The 21,126-nt window shown below is 58.4% G+C and carries 21 protein-coding genes; 13 read left to right on the top strand and 8 right to left on the bottom strand.

All coding sequences use genetic code 11. The features are described 5' to 3' along the window. Positions 1 to 213 precede the first annotated feature (213 nt). The 3 genes from E8E78_RS02150 to E8E78_RS02140 are packed head-to-tail and all read left to right on the top strand — an operon-like array spanning position 214 to position 3,066. A complete protein-coding gene (locus E8E78_RS02150; protein WP_280337082.1) occupies positions 214 to 1,098 on the top strand; it encodes a sce7726 family protein in 885 nt (294 codons plus the stop codon). Between the two features lie 5 nt (positions 1,099 to 1,103). After that, positions 1,104 to 2,033: a sce7725 family protein gene (locus E8E78_RS02145; RefSeq protein WP_280337081.1), complete on the top strand. Its 930-nt coding sequence runs from the start codon at positions 1,104 to 1,106 to the stop codon at positions 2,031 to 2,033. 49 nt (positions 2,034 to 2,082) lie between these two features. After that, positions 2,083 to 3,066 (top strand): RES domain-containing protein, encoded by a 984-nt coding sequence (locus tag E8E78_RS02140; RefSeq protein WP_280337080.1) that lies wholly within the window; start codon positions 2,083 to 2,085, stop codon positions 3,064 to 3,066. A gap of 27 nt (positions 3,067 to 3,093) precedes the next feature. Here the strand turns inward: E8E78_RS02140 and E8E78_RS02135 are convergent, their stop codons facing one another. From E8E78_RS02135 to E8E78_RS02115, 5 genes are all read right to left on the bottom strand, one after another. Continuing rightward, positions 3,094 to 3,492: a hypothetical protein gene (locus E8E78_RS02135; RefSeq protein WP_280337079.1), complete on the bottom strand. Its 399-nt coding sequence runs from the start codon at positions 3,490 to 3,492 to the stop codon at positions 3,094 to 3,096. A 258-nt stretch (positions 3,493 to 3,750) separates the two neighbouring features. After that, entirely contained in the window at positions 3,751 to 5,574 is a 1,824-nt protein-coding gene (locus tag E8E78_RS02130; protein WP_280337078.1) for a retron Ec67 family RNA-directed DNA polymerase/endonuclease, read from the bottom strand. A gap of 542 nt (positions 5,575 to 6,116) precedes the next feature. After that, positions 6,117 to 6,650, bottom strand: coding sequence for a DUF2442 domain-containing protein (locus tag E8E78_RS02125; protein ID WP_049273784.1), 534 nt, complete (start codon positions 6,648 to 6,650; stop codon positions 6,117 to 6,119). After that, positions 6,647 to 6,889, bottom strand: coding sequence for a DUF4160 domain-containing protein (locus E8E78_RS02120; protein ID WP_016497692.1), 243 nt, complete (start codon positions 6,887 to 6,889; stop codon positions 6,647 to 6,649). The genes E8E78_RS02125 and E8E78_RS02120 overlap by 4 nt, the downstream gene beginning before the upstream one ends. 84 nt (positions 6,890 to 6,973) lie before the next feature. Next, the gene (locus E8E78_RS02115) at positions 6,974 to 7,528 is read right to left on the bottom strand and encodes a serine acetyltransferase (protein WP_049273788.1); all 555 of its coding nucleotides are present in this window, start codon (positions 7,526 to 7,528) and stop codon (positions 6,974 to 6,976) included. A 159-nt stretch (positions 7,529 to 7,687) separates the two neighbouring features. On the opposite strand from E8E78_RS02115, the gene E8E78_RS02110 reads away from it, so the two are divergent. Further along, positions 7,688 to 8,149 carry an Lrp/AsnC family transcriptional regulator gene (locus tag E8E78_RS02110; protein ID WP_059394951.1) on the top strand — a complete coding sequence of 154 codons (462 nt, stop codon included), beginning with the start codon at positions 7,688 to 7,690 and terminating at the stop codon, positions 8,147 to 8,149. 4 nt (positions 8,150 to 8,153) lie between these two features. Here E8E78_RS02110 and E8E78_RS02105 read toward each other — a convergent pair whose 3' ends face one another. After that, entirely contained in the window at positions 8,154 to 8,444 is a 291-nt protein-coding gene (locus tag E8E78_RS02105) for a hypothetical protein (RefSeq protein WP_016484596.1), read from the bottom strand. A 622-nt stretch (positions 8,445 to 9,066) separates the two neighbouring features. On the opposite strand from E8E78_RS02105, the gene E8E78_RS02100 reads away from it, so the two are divergent. The 9 genes from E8E78_RS02100 (at position 9,067) to E8E78_RS02060 (ending at position 19,328) form a co-directional block, all read left to right on the top strand. Further along, positions 9,067 to 10,749 (top strand): NAD(P)/FAD-dependent oxidoreductase, encoded by a 1,683-nt coding sequence (locus tag E8E78_RS02100; protein ID WP_049276104.1) that lies wholly within the window; start codon positions 9,067 to 9,069, stop codon positions 10,747 to 10,749. A gap of 14 nt (positions 10,750 to 10,763) precedes the next feature. Then, on the top strand, positions 10,764 to 11,558 hold the full coding sequence (locus tag E8E78_RS02095) for a carbon-nitrogen hydrolase family protein (RefSeq protein WP_049276103.1): 795 nt from the start codon (positions 10,764 to 10,766) through the stop codon (positions 11,556 to 11,558). A 143-nt stretch (positions 11,559 to 11,701) separates the two neighbouring features. Continuing rightward, a complete protein-coding gene (gene pqqF, locus E8E78_RS02090; protein ID WP_049276101.1) occupies positions 11,702 to 13,990 on the top strand; it encodes a pyrroloquinoline quinone biosynthesis protein PqqF in 2,289 nt (762 codons plus the stop codon). A 171-nt stretch (positions 13,991 to 14,161) separates the two neighbouring features. After that, on the top strand, positions 14,162 to 14,233 hold the full coding sequence (pqqA, locus tag E8E78_RS02085) for a pyrroloquinoline quinone precursor peptide PqqA (RefSeq protein ID WP_008365141.1): 72 nt from the start codon (positions 14,162 to 14,164) through the stop codon (positions 14,231 to 14,233). Positions 14,234 to 14,312: 79 nt separating this feature from the next. After that, positions 14,313 to 15,224: a pyrroloquinoline quinone biosynthesis protein PqqB gene (gene pqqB / locus E8E78_RS02080; RefSeq protein ID WP_049276100.1), complete on the top strand. Its 912-nt coding sequence runs from the start codon at positions 14,313 to 14,315 to the stop codon at positions 15,222 to 15,224. Positions 15,225 to 15,379: 155 nt separating this feature from the next. Further along, positions 15,380 to 16,135 carry a pyrroloquinoline-quinone synthase PqqC gene (gene pqqC, locus E8E78_RS02075; protein WP_049276099.1) on the top strand — a complete coding sequence of 252 codons (756 nt, stop codon included), beginning with the start codon at positions 15,380 to 15,382 and terminating at the stop codon, positions 16,133 to 16,135. Next, the gene (pqqD, locus tag E8E78_RS02070) at positions 16,132 to 16,407 is read left to right on the top strand and encodes a pyrroloquinoline quinone biosynthesis peptide chaperone PqqD (protein WP_016497682.1); all 276 of its coding nucleotides are present in this window, start codon (positions 16,132 to 16,134) and stop codon (positions 16,405 to 16,407) included. Before pqqC ends, pqqD begins: the two co-directional genes overlap by 4 nt. Beyond that, the gene (pqqE, locus tag E8E78_RS02065; RefSeq protein WP_280312518.1) at positions 16,379 to 17,539 is read left to right on the top strand and encodes a pyrroloquinoline quinone biosynthesis protein PqqE; all 1,161 of its coding nucleotides are present in this window, start codon (positions 16,379 to 16,381) and stop codon (positions 17,537 to 17,539) included. The genes pqqD and pqqE overlap by 29 nt, the downstream gene beginning before the upstream one ends. Next, positions 17,505 to 19,328, top strand: coding sequence for a S9 family peptidase (locus E8E78_RS02060; protein WP_280312516.1), 1,824 nt, complete (start codon positions 17,505 to 17,507; stop codon positions 19,326 to 19,328). Before pqqE ends, E8E78_RS02060 begins: the two co-directional genes overlap by 35 nt. Positions 19,329 to 19,451: 123 nt before the next feature. Here the strand turns inward: E8E78_RS02060 and E8E78_RS02055 are convergent, their stop codons facing one another. Together E8E78_RS02055 and E8E78_RS02050 are read right to left on the bottom strand one after the other, a co-directional pair. Further along, entirely contained in the window at positions 19,452 to 19,610 is a 159-nt protein-coding gene (locus E8E78_RS02055; protein ID WP_003177654.1) for a YqaE/Pmp3 family membrane protein, read from the bottom strand. A 152-nt stretch (positions 19,611 to 19,762) separates the two neighbouring features. Beyond that, entirely contained in the window at positions 19,763 to 21,043 is a 1,281-nt protein-coding gene (locus E8E78_RS02050) for an aminotransferase class III-fold pyridoxal phosphate-dependent enzyme (RefSeq protein WP_049273807.1), read from the bottom strand. Positions 21,044 to 21,126: the final 83 nt, after the last annotated feature.

Below are 21,126 nucleotides of genomic sequence, written 5' to 3'. Positions count from 1 at the left end.
TCCGCGCTTTCGCCGCCGGCCGAACCGAACCGGGCACCTCCTCGGACCCAACACCCAGCGGTAGCCGCCGTAAGCCAAGACTCACGGAGCATTACGAGGTCCAATCGGCACAGACTGCCTGTGCAGATCGACTCAGAAATTCCCCGCTGCGTGTGAATGGTCTAGAATTGCTTACCGCTTTGAAATCCTAGGCAAGCGGTCTGCGGAGGCATCGTGTCACCTAATGCATCACAACTCTCAGCGCTTTCACGGCTGTTTTCCCCAGGTGTTTTCCGGGAAATTTCGCGGAAAGGGCAGTCGGCGCTGTTTTCTCGGCTATTTTCGCAAACGGGCATTGACTTGGTGTCACACCACACGGTGGCTGATGGCTTCGATGCAGCCTTTGCGATTCTCCGGAGGTCTGGGTGTCGCGACGAGTATGTCTATCGTGCAGCATTAACACAGAACGTCTTGCTCGGTACTCACTCCTTAAATAGTGCAAGCATGTTGACAGAGTTTCGTGCTGGTGCCTGCAAAGCCGATTTGGCTATTCTAAACGGAACAGCAACTGTCTATGAGATCAAATCTGAACGAGATTCGCTCGCACGCCTAGAAAATCAGATCAAAAATTATCGGAAAGTCTTTGCCAAGATATATGTTATCGCAGGTGAAGCGCATGTAAACAGCGTGTTGGACAATACACCTCCCGATATCGGAGTGATGTGCCTAAATCGCAGAAACCAGATTTCAAAAGTTCGCGTAGCAGTTGATAAGTCGGAGAGTGTATGTCCTGTCACAATCTTCGAATCTCTGCGTTCCGATGAAGCTCGCTCTATTTTAAACGACCTTGGATTGGTAGTTCCTGACGTACCAAATACCATTTTACGCAGTGCAATGCGTGACTTTTACGCACAACTCGCACCAGCAGAAGTTCATAAGGCTATGGTCAGCACCCTGAAACAGACGCGTAGCCTCGCTCCTCTTAGTGGATTTATTCAGCAGTTGCCTCTATCACTGCGCCCAATAGCTCTATCAGTACAGCTACGGAGCAAAGATCAACAGCAGCGCTTTATCAACGCAGTAAATCTTCCTCTAGCTCAAGCCATGGACTGGAAATAATCTGAATGTACTACCCATATTTTCGTGGAAAACAGTTCGAACTAATTTCTATTCGTGAAAATGCACCTCTTATGGCTGCTTCAAATTTTGCACCCATAGTCGAGCCAGTCCGAGAGGCGCTAAGTGGTTTAGACAGAGCTATAAAAGCTGTATGCGAAGCGAAGGGCAAAGCAATAGTGATCGTCAATCCCTATCATGGTGATCACCGGGAGAATGGGGCAGGCATAACTGAATTTGTACGAGGATATATCGATAACCCATCAATTGGAGCGGGGATTCTACTCCGTCAAGATATGGGGATAGCTGAGGCGATGCAGCTTTGCGAGCGTCATCACCAACACCAATTAAACTTTATCCACGCTGGATTCACGCACGGAAAGGAGTTGGCGCACGAGCTGGGAGAGACTCTCACAGCGCGACATATTTTCAATGAGAACTTCTGCCCCAAAACATATCGGAAACATTTCAGCGGAAGTGAACGTATTCTTCTCCGAGATGGTTTCAAGCGTCGTCGAAATAGAGACTATCCACCGGTAGAACTATTTTCAGACCTTAACGTGACCTTCCAAGATGAAGGCATGAACGCTTTCGGAGATTTTTCGATCGTTGGAGATGACTACTCGGAGTCCGGCGGGCCAGCTTATGCCGTAGCAATCCATTTAACATTCATTGATCCCGACCAAGATGATGCAATGTTTATATATCACTTTGTATCCACTAGCCAAGACACTCCTACCGATCCAGCGGGAAAATTTGCTGAAGCGCTTGACAAGCTAATCGACAAGCTGAATTCCGGAACCTCTAATTTATACGAGACTAATGCTTTGCAAGAACTTCGTTCGCTGCATAGCAAAGGACATTTCCCAGGACTAGGCTATTTAAAGAAAATCTCACTAAATCATCATATCGAGACCGTAGCCAAATTTTTTAGCTGAGAATAATATGCCAGCCCATTGCTGCCCTGAATGTTTTGGTGACCGCGGATTGAGACACAGCATCATCCCGCTGAATTCTCAAACAGTTGGGAAATGTGATTTTTGTGAGTCAGTCGATCAGAATCTAGTGGAACCAGGAGTTCTAGCAGAATGGTTCACCTTATTGATAAGCATATATGAACCAGATGCAGATGGTAAGCTATTAGTTGAGTGGTTGAAAGAAGACTGGGAGCTTTTTTCGCACACAAAGATGGATACTGCTCACGCCAAGGAGCTGCTGGGTGAAATACTTGACGATGGAGATATCGTTCGTCGGAACTTTTCTCCGTCCGAGAAGTATAAAAGTGAAGTACTCGTTAGATGGGAAACTTTCCGCGACGAGTTAATGTACAAAAACCGATATTTCCTTGATGAACCATTAGATACTGATCGGCTTAAAGAACTATTGGCTCACCTGCCTGCTGATGACTTACCACAACTATGGTACAGAGCTAGGATTCGTACTGGCGAAAAAAATTATGATATCAAAGATATGGGGCCTCCACCGAATCGTCTAGCTTCCCATGGCCGAGCGAACCCTCCTGGAATTCCATATTTGTATGTTGGCTCACAGCCGGACACAGCAGCCTCGGAAGTCCGTCCTCACACTGGCGAAGTTGCATGCGTAGCTGAATTCAAAATTACCGCTCCCCTCCGAGCAGTAGACCTTAGAAACCCACGAAAGCTGGTATCGCCATTTTTGCTGGGTGACGCAAGTGCAATCGGGCAACTGCGTGCCGACATTCCGTTTCTCGAGCGTTTGGGGGAGGAACTTACCAGGCCAGTTCTACCTCAAGGTGCAGCGATTGACTATGTACCAAGTCAGTATCTATGTGAGTTCATTAAGAAAAGCGGATACGACGGGGTAATCTACCGAAGTTCAGTAAGCGACGGAATGAACTTAGCCCTTTTTGACCCAAGCAAAGCAGAGGGTGGGGATGTTAGCCTGTACAAGATTAATAGAGTATCAGTGGATGTCCAAAGAGAGCAGTGACAATCATCCTTAGAACCGTCCTGACCTTTAAACATCCGTGAGCAACAGATAAACTGCTTTATAGCCACCCATGAAGGCTAATGGGTGGTAAGCCCCTCCCCCCCTACTCGCCATGCCGATTACTTTCATGGATTCCAAGAAAGTATCAAAGCCGATTAGATTTGACTCCGCCTCAACAATGCGCAGCACTTCGTCGAGATTGTCAATCACAAACTTCTTATCTTGAGTTTCATCCGCCAATGGATTATCGATAACCATATCAAACCCCAAATCTGAAGGCTTGACCTTGGCTAGATCCACCCAAAAAAACCTATTACAATCCCCGAGCTCAATTAAATCTTTTGCCAACGGGCATCCAGCAATCATAGGGATGCCTAAGCTACGCCCCGCCGCAGCTGCTACAGCCAATTCGTGGTTGATTTTCATATGGATCAATCCGTTTTGTTCTCTTAAAACCTTAGGGCGCCTGGCGTATAAGCCCAAGACTCTAAATCCATGAGCGCTGTGCAAGTCCTTGGATAAGCCTGATCCCTCCCGAGTCATCCACGGATAAATTGGGGTTACAGAGCTATACTTTTCACGTAGTTTTTTTACCAGCTCAGGGATAAGCACATATTCCGCAGATCTTTCACATACATAACTTATCGGCCCAAGCATATCTACCCCAAATTTGCTTAAACAAAATTATTTTATCGAATCGTAGTGCTCTATGCATTGCACAGTACGATTTAAAATTGTTGAAAATCCTGAAAAATCTATACTGCCCTTTTTAGCCAGAATGACTTTTTTGGCAAACACCTCTTTGCCATATTCCGTAGCAGTGTCTATATTTTTGTCAGGATTGAATTTTTTTCCCGAAACCTTTTCATCCAAAGTCGACTTTAAAAAAAGATCTTCAATTGATGTACTCTTTGCGCCCCCTAAAGGGGTTAGCACGATATATAGGTTATGGATGACATGGATAAATTCTGCGTGGCGATATCCTGCCCCTCTACTCGCAACCGGATAAACTACCGCTGAACTTTTGCCCTTCAGGAAGTTTTCAGTCGTGCCAAAACCGCTATCATTATCAAACACAATAATTACAGGATTTTTAGGCTTTGGCGCCTGATAGAAACCATAGTGTCTTTCATATTGCTCGATGAAGCTCTTTAGATAATTAGCACCACCATACAACTGAAGCAAAAATTTGGTTCTTTCACTGTATCCGAACAAAGAAATCAGAAGTTTGTAGGGTGCAACAGGAGTTTTCACCTTTGCAAGTCGCGGGTACGCAGCAGCAAGACTGTGTATGGCTGACCTTATGTAAATATTGTCAGTTTGACCTTCGCATATAATAATCGGTTTGTCGTTAGCGTAAAAATGCCGATAATACAAAAATCTACTAAACGTTCTTTCTCTACCGCTTAGGAGTTCGCGAGTATTGAGCTTATGGTCAGCCAAAGCATACTCGCGATTTAATGGCAGCTTCTGTCGCAGGCGATTATAGTAATCGACCTGGTCAATGAAATTTAAGCGGCCCTCCAACTCAAACAGCGTTCCTCTTCTACTTACGGCGCCACTCTTAGTTACAAATTCTCCAGTTCTGAAAAGCGAATGGCATTGAGATTTCACTGTCCGCCAGTACTCACTCTTTACGTTTGGCTTTTCATTCACGACAAGGCCTGTAACATCCTGACGTGAGTCCTTATACTGAACCCTTGTTTTTTTAGCATTCAGTTTAAAGCCAGCTCGAATAATCTCGCGTTCGATGTCGAGCCCGCACTCATAGCTTCCGGAGACATTCTTAGCAATAGCTATAGGGAAAACATTTTTTCGCGTTGAGAAAGTTATATCATCTGCATAGCGTGAGTAAGTGCAGGAGTTTTTCTTTGCCAGCGCAGCTAGCCTGATATCTAAACTGTGGGCTATTAGGTTTGTGATGACTGGCGAGCATGGACTCCCTTGCGGAAGCTTATTGTCATAACAGGCTATTTGAGCGAGAACGGTTGCAACATTAGGATCAAGACGAAAATTGTTATTAGTTATAAAAAATCCCCGGACACGGCCGAAGTTAAAACTATCAAAAAAGTTATTAATATCTATGTTTAAAACGTTCTTCTTACCCAAATGCATCATGGCATTTGTTATGATCGACCTTTTACGCACAAAACCGTGAGAAAGCGTTGACGTAAAAACATAATCCACCCGCTTTGCGCGCCTCCCACGAGTTTTACCCTCGTTTTTTGCGAATCTACCCTTAGGAGCTCGCGGGGGCTTTGCTTTATTTATTTCCTCGATGCAATCCTGCAGAAGTATAGATAGAGAGGATTGCACAGCTTTGAGCCGCTCAGAGGGGGCAAAGATCGTGCGAGTTCCACCACTTTTTTTTGGAATTTCAAACCTAGCGTACTGGGTAGACGGTTTCAGTACGTAAAGCAGATAGGTAAGAGCAGAGGCTTTGATTCCCAAGAGTAGTGCGAGTTCAGGCTTCGTCCGAACGGCCCGGAGGGCATCGATTTTTCTCATAAGACGCACTACGCAGGTGAGGTGAGAGGCGGCTTATGGGCACTCCTACGCAACTGGAGGGACCGTCAAACGTCGACAAGTCTCATAGGGCAGTCCTTTCGGACATTGTTTTCACTGATCGCGATCCGCGATCCAAAATCTGCCCATAAGCCTGAGCTGAGGCTATCAAAACGATATCACCGATTCAAGGTAATGCCGTTCGTAGGCTTTCCGCTGGTTTCGTCGACCCCTTCGACATGCATTGAATGTCAACAATCAATGATCTTTTTGCTACGGAGGACAGCCACTGCGACTCATGGAAACGGTACGATCACGGTACAGCGCCGAGCTTGGGTGGATTTCTGTAGATTACGGACAACCCCTTGTATTACTGGGCTTTCAGGTGTGTTAGGTTACGTTCAGCTTCGGGTGATTTCTCTAGTCATATCAAACCGCCCGGCAACTCATAATCCTTTGGTCCACGGTTCAAGTCCGTGTGGGCCCACCAAATACGAAAGCCGCGCAAATGCGCGGCTTTTTTTGGCTGTGGATCGGCTACGCAGTTACGCTCTCTTCTTCCGTACATGCCCCGCCCCCACCAAACTGTCTGTGTACTTGCCAGACGTGCGACGAGACGCGCTTTTTGCTCGCGCCTCAGCCAACCGAAGTGCTTCCCATCCTTTCATAGCCAGGGCCACAGTCTTCGGCACGGGCTTTTCGCCGCTACGGTAATAAGCCAACATCCGCCTGCTCAGCCCGAGCTCCTGTGCAGCACGGTCCAACGTCAACTCATGCTTGGCCATCCAATTCCAGATGAGTTCATGTGAACACTCCCCTGCCTGTTCAACCGCTCGTGCACGCAGGTTGTCAGCAGCAAGTTCAAGATTGTCGTTGTTAGCCCAGATGACCGTGTCATTCCACTCGCCAATGGCAGCCGTTGCGAATACCTCGGGGTCGGCAAGCGGGGCCAACGTCGTGTGTTTCCCGATGATTTCATCCAGCGCCACCGTGAATTGCTTCCCGTCCGCAAAGGTCAGCAGCAATGAAGCGGGGGCCACCGCGGCGACCTCTGTCAGCTGGAATTGTTTGTTGGTCATGGATTCAGCTCCTCCCAAATTGCTAGCAGTCGAGCCCTGTTCCGCGAAGCCCATTCAAGCGCTTCGCTCATCTCGCGCTGGGAAACCCGCGAACCACCAAAGCCGGCCACCGGAGTCAAATCATTGATCGCAATCAGTGCCTGACGACCATCACTGAATCGCAGATGGAAATGCGGGGGCAGATGATCATTTGCATACAGGCAGATTACGCAATTGGACAATCGATGGATCGTGGGCATGGGCTAATCATACAGTGCAATGGTTGCACCAGACAGTACCATTCGAGCAACACGCCTACAGCCTCAAAAATGTAACGTTTCTGGTTACGTCTCTCTCGGCCGCATCTCGACCTGCCGCGGGTTGTAGAACGTCATGCCATCCGGAATATCCCGCGTAACCAGCGACATCGCTCCGATCACCACGTTGTCACCAATTTCGATACGGTCGGCAACGATGCAACTGTTGGCGCCCATGCTCACGTTGTCGCCAATGCGCAGCGCGTATTCCGCCAAGCCGAGGGTCTTGATGCCGATCGAGCAGTTTTGCCGAACAAAGAAATTGCGCCCGATGCTCACGTGTCGGGTGATCACCACCCCAGGCAGGTGCGCGATGCGCAGGCCGGGCGCGATCTGTGCGCCGATGTCGATGTCCACCGCGTACTTGAGGTTAAGCCGCTGTTGCATGCGCCGCGCGTGACGCCGGAGCAGGCCGCCGCAGGCGTCGAGGTACTGGGCCAGGCGGAAGGAAAACAGAAAGCGCAGCTTGTTGTCCTTGCGTGCACGGCGCAGCACGTTGAACAGCAGGCTGGTACGGCGTCCGGGCCTTTTCTTGTTGGAGACTTCCAGTCGCCAGCATTCGAGCAGGTGGTCGAGGTTCACGCTGAGTTTCCCATTGACCTGGCGCTTCATCATGCCGAAGGCACAGCCACCGGGCCAGCGCGGTCGTTGTAGCAGCCCGTCGGATTGTTCAGCTGTGCCCGCCCTTGCCCTGATTGGCACTCGCTGGCTAGGCTAGCAGGCCAACCGTAGAGACTCGCCATGTCGGATTCCCGCTCCATCACGCTGGATGAAATCGATCGCCAGCTGATCGCCCTGCTGCAAATCAACGCCCGCGAAAGCGTCGCCACCCTCGCGCGCCAGCTGGGCATCGCCCGCACCACCGTCAACTCGCGCCTGGAACGGCTGGAGAAGAACAAGGTCATCTCAGGCTATGGCGTGCGCTTGGGTCAGAGTGTGATGGGTGGCGGGCTGCAAGCGTACGTGGGGATCAAGGTGCAGCCGCGCTCCGGGAAGGAAGTGGTACGCCGCCTGAGTGCCATGGGCCAGGTGCAGCAGCTGTGTGCGGTAAGCGGCGAATTCGACTATGTGGCCTGGCTGCGTACAGACTCGCCCGAACAACTGGACCAGTTGCTCGACCAGATCGGTAGCGTCGACGGGGTGGAGAAGACCACCACGTCGATCATTCTCAGCAGCAAGGTGGATCGCGGTCAGCCAATCTGATCAATCAGGCCTCCTGCCCGTCGAGCAGTCCCTCCAGAATCGCCGAAAGGCTTTCGGCAGAATGCTGCATCGACCAGACGATGTCACGGCTACGCTCGGGGGCGTGGTGCTGGGCGTAGTCAGTGGCAATCTGGTTGAGGCCACGGGCCAGCAGGCAGGCGTGGACTAGAGCGTCGGCGGCGTCGATGCCAGGACGGATGGCAAATAACGGCGGGTGGCTGGATTCGCAGTTGCAAAAGGGCTTTTCAGCGGTGGGTTGCAGTTTTACAGGTTGATCGGGCAAACGGTCAGTCATGGTATAGCCTCCAGATCACAGGGATGACTGGCGGCCAATCGCTTCCTTCTCACGGGAATTGGGTGGCAGCCATGCGCGAGGTGAGAACCGGCGAACTTGGAGGCGCATACCCGGCCAGGCAAAGCCTGCCCGCGCACAGCTGCCATAGCAGTGCGCCTCTAGAAAGATCAGCGGGTTCTCACGCCCGATCACCGAATTTTCGGCGACCCGGTGAAGTTAACGATGAAGCCGTTCCCGCGATGCCAGACTGAGGCGATAGCGAGCGTAGGGTAATTCTTTAATTCGAGCGTTGGGTGTAGGAATTGGCGGATCACACCCCGTCCAAAGTGTACTTATGGCCTCCAGAGAGGCCGCATGAGGCCACCAGGTGCTTGCCTTGCAATTTACTGCGCCTATCAGATCGAGCGCCACGCGGGCGGCGCTCGATCTGATAGGCACAGCAAATCGCACTACAAGCACTTCGTCATAAATAATTTTAAACTTATGTTTTCGACGAAAAGTAATACATTAAGACACCAATATGCACCTTAATTACGATTCCCCCACCCCTTAAAATGACCTCCAGCCATCTCCTATACTCAGGCTCCGCCACCCAGCGCAGCCTCTCTGGCAAGGTCACTTCATGAACAAGAAAAACCGCCACCCCGCCGACGGCAAGCAGCCCATCACCATCTTTGGCCCGGACTTCCCCTTCGCCTTCGACGACTGGCTGGAACACCCCGCAGGCCTGGGCAGCATCCCAGCAGATCGCCAAGGTGAAGAAGTGGCCATCGTGGGTGCCGGTATCGCTGGACTGGTGGCGGCGTACGAGCTGATGAAGCTGGGCTTGAAGCCGGTGGTGTACGAGGCCTCCAAGCTGGGTGGCCGGCTGCGTTCGCAAGCCTTCAACGGCACCGACGGGATCATCGCCGAACTCGGCGGCATGCGTTTCCCGGTGTCGTCCACGGCGTTCTATCACTACGTGGACAAGCTGGGCCTGGAGACCAAGCCCTTCCCCAACCCGCTGACCCCGGCATCGGGCAGTACGGTGATCGACCTGGAAGGCCAGACCTATTACGCGGAAAAAACCTCCGACCTGCCCACGCTGTTCCACGAAGTGGCCGACGCCTGGGCCGATGCGCTGGAAAGTGGCGCCCAGTTCGCCGACATCCAGCAAGCCATCCGCGACCGCGATGTACCGCGGCTCAAGGAGTTGTGGAACAAGCTGGTGCCGCTGTGGGACGACCGCACCTTCTACGACTTCGTGGCCACCTCGCGCTCGTTCGCCAAACTGAGCTTCCAGCACCGCGAAGTGTTCGGCCAGGTCGGCTTTGGCACCGGCGGATGGGACTCGGACTTCCCCAACTCGATGCTGGAAATCTTCCGCGTGGTGATGACCAACTGCGACGACCACCAGCACCTGGTCGTCGGCGGTGTGGAGCAGGTGCCGCAAGGTATCTGGCGCCATGTGCCGGAGCGCTGCGCCCACTGGCCGGAGGGCACCAGCCTGAGCGGCCTGCATGGCGGCGCGCCGCGCACCGGGGTCAAGCGCATCGCCCGTGCCGCCGATGGCCGCCTGGCGGTCACCGACAACTGGGGCGACACCCGGCACTACGGCGCCGTGCTCGCCACCTGCCAGACCTGGCTGCTGACCACCCAGATCGACTGCGAGGAATCGCTGTTCTCGCAAAAAATGTGGATGGCCCTGGACCGCACCCGCTACATGCAATCGTCGAAGACGTTCGTCATGGTCGACCGGCCGTTCTGGAAGGACAAGGACCCGCAAACCGGCCGCGACCTGATGAGCATGACCCTCACCGACCGCCTCACCCGCGGCACCTACCTGTTCGACAACGGCGACGACAAGCCGGGGGTGATCTGCCTGTCCTACGCCTGGATGAGCGACGCGCTGAAGATGCTGCCGCACCCGGTGGAAAAGCGCGTGCAGCTGGCCCTGGATGCGCTGAAGAAGATCTACCCCAAGACCGATATCGCCGGGCACATCATCGGCGACCCGATCACCATTTCCTGGGAGGCCGACCCGCACTTCCTCGGCGCCTTCAAGGGCGCACTGCCGGGCCACTACCGCTACAACCAGCGCATGTACGCGCACTTCATGCAGCAGGACATGCCTGCCGAGCAGCGCGGCATGTTCATCGCCGGTGACGACGTGTCGTGGACCCCGGCGTGGGTGGAAGGCGCGGTGCAGACGTCGCTGAATGCGGTGTGGGGTATCATGAACCACTTCGGTGGCCAGACCCACCCGGACAACCCCGGCCCGGGCGATGTGTTTGACGAGATCGGCCCGATCGCCCTGGCAGACTGACTCAAGGAGGCACCATGCGCATTGCTCTGTTCCAGGGCGCCCCCCAGCCATTGGACGTGCCCGGCAACCTGCAACGGCTGCGCCACCAGGCGCAGCTGGCAGCCGACCGCGGCGCACAGTTGCTGGTGTGCCCGGAAATGTTCCTGACCGGCTACAACATCGGCCTGCCCCAGGTCGAGCGGCTGGCCGAAGCCGACGATGGCCCGGCGGCGATGGACGTGGTGGAAATAGCCCAGGCGCACCGCATCGCGATCGTCTATGGCTACCCCGAGCGTGGTGATGATGGGGCGATCTACAACAGTGTGCAGTTGATCGACGCGCACGGGCGCAGCCTGTGCAACTACCGCAAGACTCACCTGTTCGGTGAGCTGGACCGCGCGATGTTCAGCGCCGGCGCCGATCACTTCCCGGTGGTGGAACTGGACGGTTGGAAAGTCGGCCTGCTGATCTGTTACGACATCGAGTTCCCGGAGAACGCCCGACGCCTGGCGCTGGGTGGTGCCGAACTGATCCTGGTGCCGACGGCGAACATGGCCCCGTACGACTTCGTCTGCCAGGTGACCGTGAGGGCGCGGGCGCAGGAAAACCAGTGCTACCTGGTGTATGCCAATTATTGCGGCTCGGAAGACGACATCCAGTATTGCGGGCAGAGCAGCATCATAGGCCCTGATGGCAGCCTGCTGGCCATGGGTGGGCGGGATGAATGCCTGCTGCTGGCGGAGCTGGAGCATGAGCAGGTGGTGCAGGGGCGGGAGGCATTTCCTTACCTGACAGACCTGCGCCAGGAACTGCACCTGCGTAAAAGCTGACGTCCCATTCGCGGGCGCGCCCGCTCCCACAGGATTGGTGTCAGTCTGCAAGCCACACCATACCTGTAGGAGCGGGCGCGCACGCGAAGAGGCCGGGCCTGCTCATACAAATGGGTTAGCATGAACACCTACCCGGAGTTTCCATGCCTGACACCACCCGCCACCTCACCCTCGCCAACGGCCTGCAGCTCACCCTGCGCCACGCCCCGCGCCTTAAGCGCTCGGCCGCCGCATTGCGGGTGCACGCGGGCAGCCATGACGCTCCCACCAGGTGGCCCGGCCTGGCCCACTTCCTCGAACACCTTTTCTTCCTCGGCACCGCGCAGTTCCCCCTGAACGATGGCCTGATGCGCTACGTCCAGGCCCTCGGTGGCCAGGTCAACGCCAGCACCCGGGAACGCGCCACCGATTTTTTCTTCGAAGTGCCGACCAATGCCTTGGCTGGGGGCCTTGAGCGCCTGTGCCAGATGCTGGCCGAACCGGACCTGGGCATCGAGCGCCAACGCCGCGAACGCGAAGTGATCCACGCCGAGTTCATCGCCTGGTCGCGCAACCCGCAGGCTCAGCAGCAGTTCGCCTTGCTGCAATCGATGTCGCCGGGGCATCCGCTAGGGGCTTTTCACGCCGGTAACCGGCACACCCTGGCCTTGCAGAACCCCGCCTTTCAGCAAGCCCTCGAAGGCTTTCACCAACGCTATTACCAGGGAGGCCAGATGACCCTGAGCCTGTGTGGCCCACAGGCGCTGGATGAACTGGAACAGCTGGGCAGGCAGCATGCCAGCCTGTTCGCGACGGGTACGCAGGCGCTACAAACGCTGCCACCACTACTGTCGCCAACGAACACGCGCCTGGTGTTCACCCATGAAAAGCTACCGGCAGGTGCCGAGCAGGCCCTGGAATTACTGATCAGTTGCCTGGGCGACAACCGCCCGGATACCTGGCTGCATGCGCTGCGCCAACGCGGCTGGCTGCAAAGCTTCAAGGCCGAGAGGTTGTACAGCTTCGCCGGGCAGTTACTTTGGCACATCGACCTGCAGCTCAGCGCAAGCGCCAAACCGGACGAAGCAGATGCCCTGCTGCAGGGTTGGTTCAGCTTCATCCGCCAGGCCGACCTTGAGCAGATGAACCACGCATTCGGCCTGCTGCAGCTCAGCCGTGAACGCAGCGCCGGCGCGCTTGAGCTGGCTCGCCGGGACAGCGCGGGCCAGCCGTTCGCCAAGCTGGATGCGCAAGGTCTGCAGGCCCTGGGCGCACTGCTGAAAGGCCTGCCGGGCCACGTGCATGGGCAATGGCAACTGCCCCCCGTCGACGCCTTGCTCATGGCTGATTTGCCCCTTGCCTCGGCGCAACCTCTACCGGCGGCCCTGAAGACCAGCGACCTGCTGCCTGGTACCCGTCAGTACGCCGCGCTTTACCTGCGCTGGCACGTGCCATCGCCCCTGCGCCAGCGTTTGCAGGCCGTGCTGGAACAGGCGCTGGCCCCACTGCAGGAGCGCTGCGAGCGCGCGTCGGTGCAACTGCTGTTCAGTGCCGTTGGCGAATACTGGCAATTGCGCTGCGCCGGGCAACCGGCAGCGGTGCTTCGGGCAGTGGAGCAGGCCTTGGCCCTGATGCTCAAGCCAGCAACCAGTTGCTGGCAGCCCAGCACGGCGACGCCACCGCCACTGATCCCCATCAGGGCCTTGCTCAAGCAACTGCCCGACGCGGTAGTGGGCGCCCACCCCGCAAGTGCGCCTGCCAGCATGCCGACGCAGTCGCAACTCGACAGCCTGTGGCAGCACGCCCGCTGGCATGGCCTTGCCACAGGTTTCGACGCTGCTGCGCTAAGCGCTTTGGGCACTGCGTTACAGCACTGCCCTGGGCAAGGCTCGCTGCCTGCCCCCCCGCCTACATGGGCCAGCCACCGTTGGCAGCACGCCGAAGTACCCGGCAGTGAACACGCCCTGTTGCTGTTCTGCCCGCTCCCTGCGGCCAGCGAAGCCAGCGGCCGCGTGCTTGCGCAATTGCTGCAAGGGCCGGTTTACCAACGGCTGCGGGTAGAGCTGCAACTCGGCTACGCGGTGTTCAGTACCTTTCGTCAGGTCGAGGGTGTCGGCGGCCTGTTGTTCGGGGTGCAGTCGCCACATACCCGCCAAGCGCAGATCCTCGACCACCTGCTCACCCTGCTGCGGCAAGGCATCACGCTGGATCCGGGCGCTCGCGTGGCGTTGGCCGAGCAATTCGACGAGCCCGCCATGGCCAACGCCGACGTTGCCGAATGGGCATGGCAGACACACCTGGCTACACAACCCGGCACGCTGGATGAGCTGCGCAGGGCTATCTTGAAGACGCGGCAGACGGATCTGGACCAACTGCTGGGCACCCTGCTCGATAAGGATTGCCCTTGGCTCTGCTTGGCCAACGCTGCCGCGCCAACCCTTGAATGGCAGTGAACAACCTCGCGATTGTTACGCCAATTGCAACGGCGCTTTTCGAATAATTAACCTTTCGGTACAAATTTTTCTTGTAAGATAGCGCAATCCCAGTTTCAGGGAACTGCCGGCCCATGGCGGTACCCAAGTAATAGCTGAGCAACCCAACCCTCATTCGGAAGGAGTAATTCCATGTGGACCAAACCTGCTTACACTGACCTGCGTATCGGTTTCGAAGTCACCATGTACTTCGCAAGCCGCTAAGCCAGGCTTGCGCCTCAACGCCTCGGCCCGCCGGGGCGTTTTCGTTTTTACGACACGGTTTTCTGCATAGAGAGTGGCCATGTACATCCAGGTTCTCGGCTCCGCCGCCGGTGGCGGGTTCCCGCAGTGGAACTGCAACTGCGTCAACTGCAAGGGCTACCGTGACGGCAGCCTGCGGGCCACGGCGCGCACCCAATCGTCTATCGCCCTGTCCGACGACGGCGTGCACTGGGTGCTGTGCAATGCCTCGCCCGACATCCGCGCCCAGCTCCAGGCCTTTGCGCCGATGCAGCCGGCCCGGGCGCTGCGCGACACCGGCATCAACGCCATCGTCCTGCTGGACAGCCAGATCGACCACACCACCGGCCTGCTCAGCCTGCGCGAAGGTTGCCCGCACCAGGTGTGGTGCACCGACATGGTCCACCAGGACCTCACCACCGGTTTCCCGCTGTTCAACATGCTCAGCCACTGGAACGGTGGCCTGCAGTGGAACCGCATCGAGCTGGAAGGCAGCTTCGTGATCGACGCCTGCCCAAACCTCAAGTTCACCCCGTTCCCGCTGCGCAGCGCCGCGCCGCCCTACTCCCCGCACCGCTTCGACCCGCACCCGGGCGATAACCTGGGTTTGATGGTCGAAGACACCCGCACCGGCGGCAAGCTGTTCTACGCACCGGGCCTGGGCCAGGTAGACGAAAAGCTGCTGGCGATGATGCACGGTGCCGACTGCCTGCTGGTCGACGGCACCCTGTGGGAAGACGACGAAATGCAGCGCCGTGGCGTGGGCACCCGCACCGGCCGCGAGATGGGTCACCTGGCCCAGAACGGCCCTGGCGGCATGCTGGAAGTGCTCGACGGCTTCCCGCGCCAGCGCAAGGTACTTATCCACATCAACAACACCAACCCGATTCTCGACGAAGACTCACCCGAGCGCGCCGAAGTCCTGCGCCGGGGCGTCGAAGTTGCCTTCGATGGCATGAGCATCGAGTTGTAACACCCAGATCGCACAAGCAACAAAGTCCCCCTGTGGGAGCGGGTTCACCCGCGAAGAATCCAACACAGTGTATGGCACCGGCTTCGCCGGTGTTCGCGGGTAAACCCGCTCCCACAGGGATCGAGCCGAGACTCAGCTTTACAGGAGCCAGCCGAATGAGCGACGCACTGCCAATGTCCCCTGCCGAATTCGAGCAGGCCCTGCGCGCCAAGGGCGCCTATTACCACATCCATCACCCGTACCACGTGGCGATGTACCAGGGGCGCGCCACCCGCGAGCAGATCCAGGGCTGGGTAGCCAACCGCTTCTACTATCAGGTCAACATCCCGATGAAGGATGCCGCGATCCTGGCCAACTGCCCGGACCGCGAGGTACGCCGCGAGTGGATCCAGCGCCTGCTCGACCACGACGGCGCCCCCGGCGAGGACGGTGGCATCGAAGCCTGGCTGCGCCTTGGCCAGGCGGTCGGCCTCGACCCGGACCAGCTGCGCTCCCAGGAGCTGGTACTGCCCGGCGTACGCTTTGCCGTGGACGCCTACGTCAACTTCGCCCGCCGCGCCAGCTGGCAGGAAGCGGCCAGCAGCTCGCTGACCGAACTGTTCGCCCCGCAAATCCACCAGTCGCGACTGGACAGCTGGCCACAGCACTACCCGTGGATCGACCCGGCCGGCTACGAGTACTTCCGCACCCGTCTGGGCCAGGCCCGGCGTGACGTCGAGCACGGCCTGGCGATTACCCTGCAGCACTACACCACCCGCGCGGGCCAGGAGCGTATGCTGGAGATACTTCAGTTCAAGCTGGATATCCTCTGGAGCATGCTCGACGCCATGAGCATGGCCTACGAGTTGAACCGCCCGCCTTATCACTCCGTCACCCTGGACCGGGTGTGGCACAAGGGGATCACCCTATGAGTCTTGATCGCAATCAGGTGCCGAGCTGGCGCCCCGGCTACCGCTTCCAGTACGAGCCGGCACAAAAGGGCCATGTGTTGCTGTACCCCGAAGGCATGATCAAGCTCAACGAAAGCGCCAGCCTGATCGGTGGCCTGATCGACGGCCAGCGTGACGTGGCAGCCATCATCAGCGAACTCGAACAGCAATTCCCCGATGTCCCGGAAGTGGCCGATGACATCGAGCAGTTCATGGAGGTGGCCCGTGCCGAACACTGGATCGTCCTCGCCTGAGTTGCCGCCTACGCCCGAGGTCGGCCTGCCGCTGTGGCTGCTGGCCGAGCTCACCTACCGCTGCCCGCTGCAGTGCCCGTATTGCTCCAACCCGCTGGACTTTGCCGCCCAGGGTCAGGAGCTGAGCACCGCACAGTGGTTCAAGGTGATGGCCGAAGCGCGGGAAATGGGCGCCGCGCAAATCGGCTTTTCCGGCGGTGAACCGCTGGTGCGCCAGGACCTTGCCGAGCTGATCGGCGAAGCCCGCCGGCTGGGGTACTACACCAACCTGATCACCTCGGGCATCGGCCTGACCGAAGCGCGCATCGCCGATTTCAAGAAGGCCGGCCTGGACCATATCCAGATCAGCTTCCAGGCCAGCGACGAGCAGGTCAACAACCTGCTTGCCGGCTCGAAGAAGGCCTTTGCGCAAAAGCTGGAGATGGCCCGTGCCGTAAAGGCCCACGGCTATCCGATGGTGCTCAACTTCGTCACCCATCGGCACAACGTCGACAAGACCGACCGCATCATCGAGCTTTGCATTGCCCTGGAAGCCGACTTCGTCGAGCTTGCCACCTGTCAGTTCTACGGCTGGGCGCACCTCAACCGCCTGGGGCTGCTGCCAACCCGCGAGCAACTGGAGCGGGCCGAGCGCATCACCAACGAGTACCGGGAAAAGCTCAAGGCCGAGGGCAACCCGTGCAAGCTGATCTTCGTCACTCCGGACTACTACGAAGAGCGCCCCAAGGCCTGCATGAATGGCTGGGGCAACCTGTTCCTCACCATTACCCCGGACGGCACCGCGCTGCCCTGCCACGGCGCCCGCCAGCTGCCCGTGAAGTTCCCCAATGTACGCGACCACGACCTGCACCATATCTGGTATGAGTCGTTTGGCTTCAACCGCTTCCGTGGTTATGAGTGGATGCGCGAACCGTGCCGCTCCTGCGACGAAAAAGAAAAGGATTTCGGCGGCTGTCGCTGCCAGGCCTTCATGCTGACCGGCGATGCCAGCAACGCCGACCCTGTGTGCGCCAAGTCGGCCGAGCACGGCATCATCCTCAAGGCCCGCGAGGAGGCGGAAACCGCCCAGCTCGCCATTGAACAGATGACCTTCCGCAATGATCGAAACTCCCGTGTCATCGCCCGCGGCTGAATTCAGCGCGGCCCAGGCAGTTGCCGCCGGTACCGACTTCACCGAACTCAAAGTCAGTGCCGACGGGCTGTTCTGGATCGAATTTCGCCCCGCCGACGGTGCTTGCCGTATCTGGCACTGGCTGTACCACCAGGCCCGCTGCCTGACCCCGGATGGTTTCAGCGTGCGCAGCCGGGTCTACGAATATGGCGGTGGCAGCTTTTGCCTGGGTGGCGACGGGCTGGTGTTCGTCAACGAAAAGGACCAGCAGGTCTACACCCAGCCGCTGGACGATGTGCCACCGCGTGCGCTGACCCAGGATGCCAGCTGCCGCTACGGCGATGTGCAGTGGCACCATGGCCAGGTGCTGGCCGTCGAGGAGCGCCATGCCGAGCAGGTAGAGCATCGCCTGGTGGCTTTGGCTGAAAGCAGCCGCGAAGTGCTCGCCGAGGGCGCCGATTTCTACGCCTCACCCACGGTGAGTGCCGATGGCATGCGCCTGGCGTGGATCGAATGGGACCGCCCGGCACAGCCCTGGACCCTCACCCGATTGATGTGCCGCTTACGCGACAGCAGTGGCCACTGGGGCCCCGCGCAGTGCGTGGCCAGCGATGGTGAGTCGCTGCAGCAACCGCGCTTCGATGCCGAAGGCCGGCTCTACTGCCTGTCCGACCGCAATGGCTTCTGGCAGCCCTGGGGGGAAGTCGATGGCCACTGGCAGGCGTTGCCTGCCGGGCCTGCCGACCACGCGGCTGCGCCTTGGCAACTGGGCACCTGTACCTGGTTGGCGCTGGGGCCGCAAAGCTACCTGGCCAGCTGGTTCAAAGATGGCTTCGGGCAACTGGGGCTGCGTCATGAAGATGGCCGCATGGCGCGTTACGCCAGTGCCTACACACGCTTTCGCAGCCTGGCCATGGACAGCGAAAACCTGTATGCCATTGCCGCCTCGCCCATCAGCCCGCCGGCAGTGATTGCCATCGACCGCCGCAACCACGAGGTCCGCGTACTGGCCGGTGGTGTCGAGATGCTGCCGGCGGAGCAGATCAGCCTGCCGCAGCCTATCCGCTATGGCAGTGACGGCGAGCAGGCCCATGGTTTCTTCTACCCGCCAGCGCAGGCGCAAGGCGCCGCCCCGCTGGTGGTGTTCATCCACGGCGGGCCGACGTCGGCCTGCTATCCCGTGCTCGACCCTCGCATCCAGTACTTGACCCAACGCGGCTTTGCCGTGGCCGACCTGAACTACCGGGGCAGCACCGGCTATGGCCGGGAATACCGACAGGCATTGCACCTGCGCTGGGGCGAGAGCGATGTGGCCGATGCCTGCGCGGCGGTCGAATACCTGGCTGCTCAAGGCCTGGTCGACAAGCACAAGGCGTTTATCCGCGGCGGTAGCGCCGGTGGCTACACCACCTTGTGCGCCTTGGCGTTCCATGACGTGTTCCGCGCCGGCGCCAGCCTGTACGGGGTCAGCGACCCGGTTGCCCTGGGCCGTGCCACCCACAAGTTCGAAGGGGATTACCTGGACTGGCTGATCGGCGACCCGCTCCAGGATGCCGAACGCTATCGCCAGCGCACGCCGCTGCTGCATGCAGGGCAGATCAAGGTGCCGGTGATTTTCTTTCAGGGTGAGCTGGATGCTGTGGTGGTGCCAGAGCAGACCCGCGCCATGCTGGCGGCGTTACAGGCTAACGGCATCGAGGCTGAAGGGCACTTCTATGCGGGGGAGCGGCATGGGTTCCGCAAAGCGGATAACCTGGCGCATGCGTTGGAAGAGGAGTGGAAGTTTTATTGCCGGGTGTTGGAGACCTGAGATTTTGGGGCCGCTTTGCGGCCCATCGCGACACAAGGCCGCTCCCACATTAATCGGCGTCCGCAGGACATTTGTGGGAGCGGCCTTGTGTCGCGATGGGCTGCGAAGCAGCCCCAGAAAACCTCACCGTTTGGCGATGATGTACACCGCGTGCACGATCCCCGGAATGTAACCCAGCAAGGTCAGCAGAATATTCAGCCAGAACGCCCCGCCAAACCCCACCTGCAGAAACACGCCCAGCGGTGGCAGAAGAATGGCGATGATGATGCGAATAAAGTCCATGCGAGTCTCTCCTGAAGGGTTACATCAAAGACTAGCCGCCCGCCACAGAGGTTCCACAGGCAAAAAAAAACGCCCCGGGCCGAATAAAACAGGCCAGGGGCGATGCGCAGGAACGCCAGACGGTTCGTAGAATTCTCGGTCTTGCCAAACAGCTACGCCGGCATTTCGCGGCGGGCCTGCTGCTGGGCATGCAGGCGGGCAAAGGCGCGGGCCAGGCGCAGCAGCATTTCGTCGATGTTGCCCTTGCTCACGGTCAGCGCTGGCGACAAACGCACCACATCCGCTTGCGGTGCATTGAGCAGCAGGCCTTCATGCAGGGCCGCTGCCACCAACTCTTTGGCAAGGTTTTCTTTCAGTTGCAGTGCCCACAGCAGGCCTTGCCCGCGCACCTCACCCTGCCCATAGCGCCCAGCCAGGCGGCTCAGGCCTTCACGCAGGTGGCGGCCGTTATCCTGCACCTGGGCGAAGAAGCCAGGCTCCAGCACGGTGTCCAGCACAGCCAGGCCGGCGGCGCACATCAGCGCATTGCCATGGTGGCTGCCTTCCAGTTCGCCAGGCTCGGCGCAGCATGCCGTGCCCCGGGCGAGCAAGGCAGCCAGGGGCACACCGCCGCCCAGGCCCTTGCCCAAGGTGATGATGTCGGCGCGCACGCCATACAGCTCCTCGGCCAGCAGCGCGCCACAGCGGCCAATACCGGTCTGCACCTCATCGAGGATCAGCAGGATGCCCAGTTCACGGCACAGTGTTTCCACGCCCTTGAGATATTCCTGGGTGGCGGGGATAACACCCGCCTCGCCCTGGATTGGCTCAAGCATGATGGCCACGGTGCGCGAATCCACGGCGGCGTGCAGGGCGGCCAGGTCGTTGAACGGCACTTTGCTGAAGCCCGGCAGGCCAGGCTCACAGCGGTTGCACGGCAGCGGGTCGGACGCCGACAGGGCGCCCAGGCTGCGGCCATGGCAGGCCTGGGTGGCAGTGATGATGTGATAGGCGCCGTTGCGGTGCAGCTGGCCCCACTTGCGCGCCAGCTTGATCGCACCTTCACAGGCCTCCGCACCGCTGTTCAGCAGGTAGGCCTGCTCGCTGCCGGTGCTCTGGCACAGGCGGTTGACCAGCCCTAACAGGCCACGGCTGTGGAAGCCCGAGCCCGGGTTGATCAGCGCCTGGGCCTGGTTGCCCAGTGCCTTCACCAGCACGCTGGGGCTATGGCCCAGGCTGTTGACTGCACCACCCTGGGTAAAGTCCAGATAGGCACGCCCTTCGTTGTCCCACAACCAGGAGCCCTGACCACGCACGAACACCTGCGCTGCCCGTTCGGCGCTGGGCATCAGGCGATCACGCGACAACTCATCAGCGTGCGGCACAATCACCGGCGCGCGCTTGGGCTCGGCGACAGCGGCAGGGGCCGAGCGGCGCAGGTTGAACAGGTTCATCAGGGCTCCAACCAATCACGGTAAAGGGCGGCTACGGTGCGGTCTTGGTGCCGACACTCGATATTTTGCCTTGCCTATCAAAA

The organism is Pseudomonas sp. BN505 (genome assembly GCF_029873175.1).
Lineage (GTDB): Bacteria > Pseudomonadota > Gammaproteobacteria > Pseudomonadales > Pseudomonadaceae > Aquipseudomonas > Aquipseudomonas putida.
The sequence above is the reverse complement of the archived record's forward strand: the minus strand, read 5'-3'. Positions and strand labels throughout refer to the sequence as shown.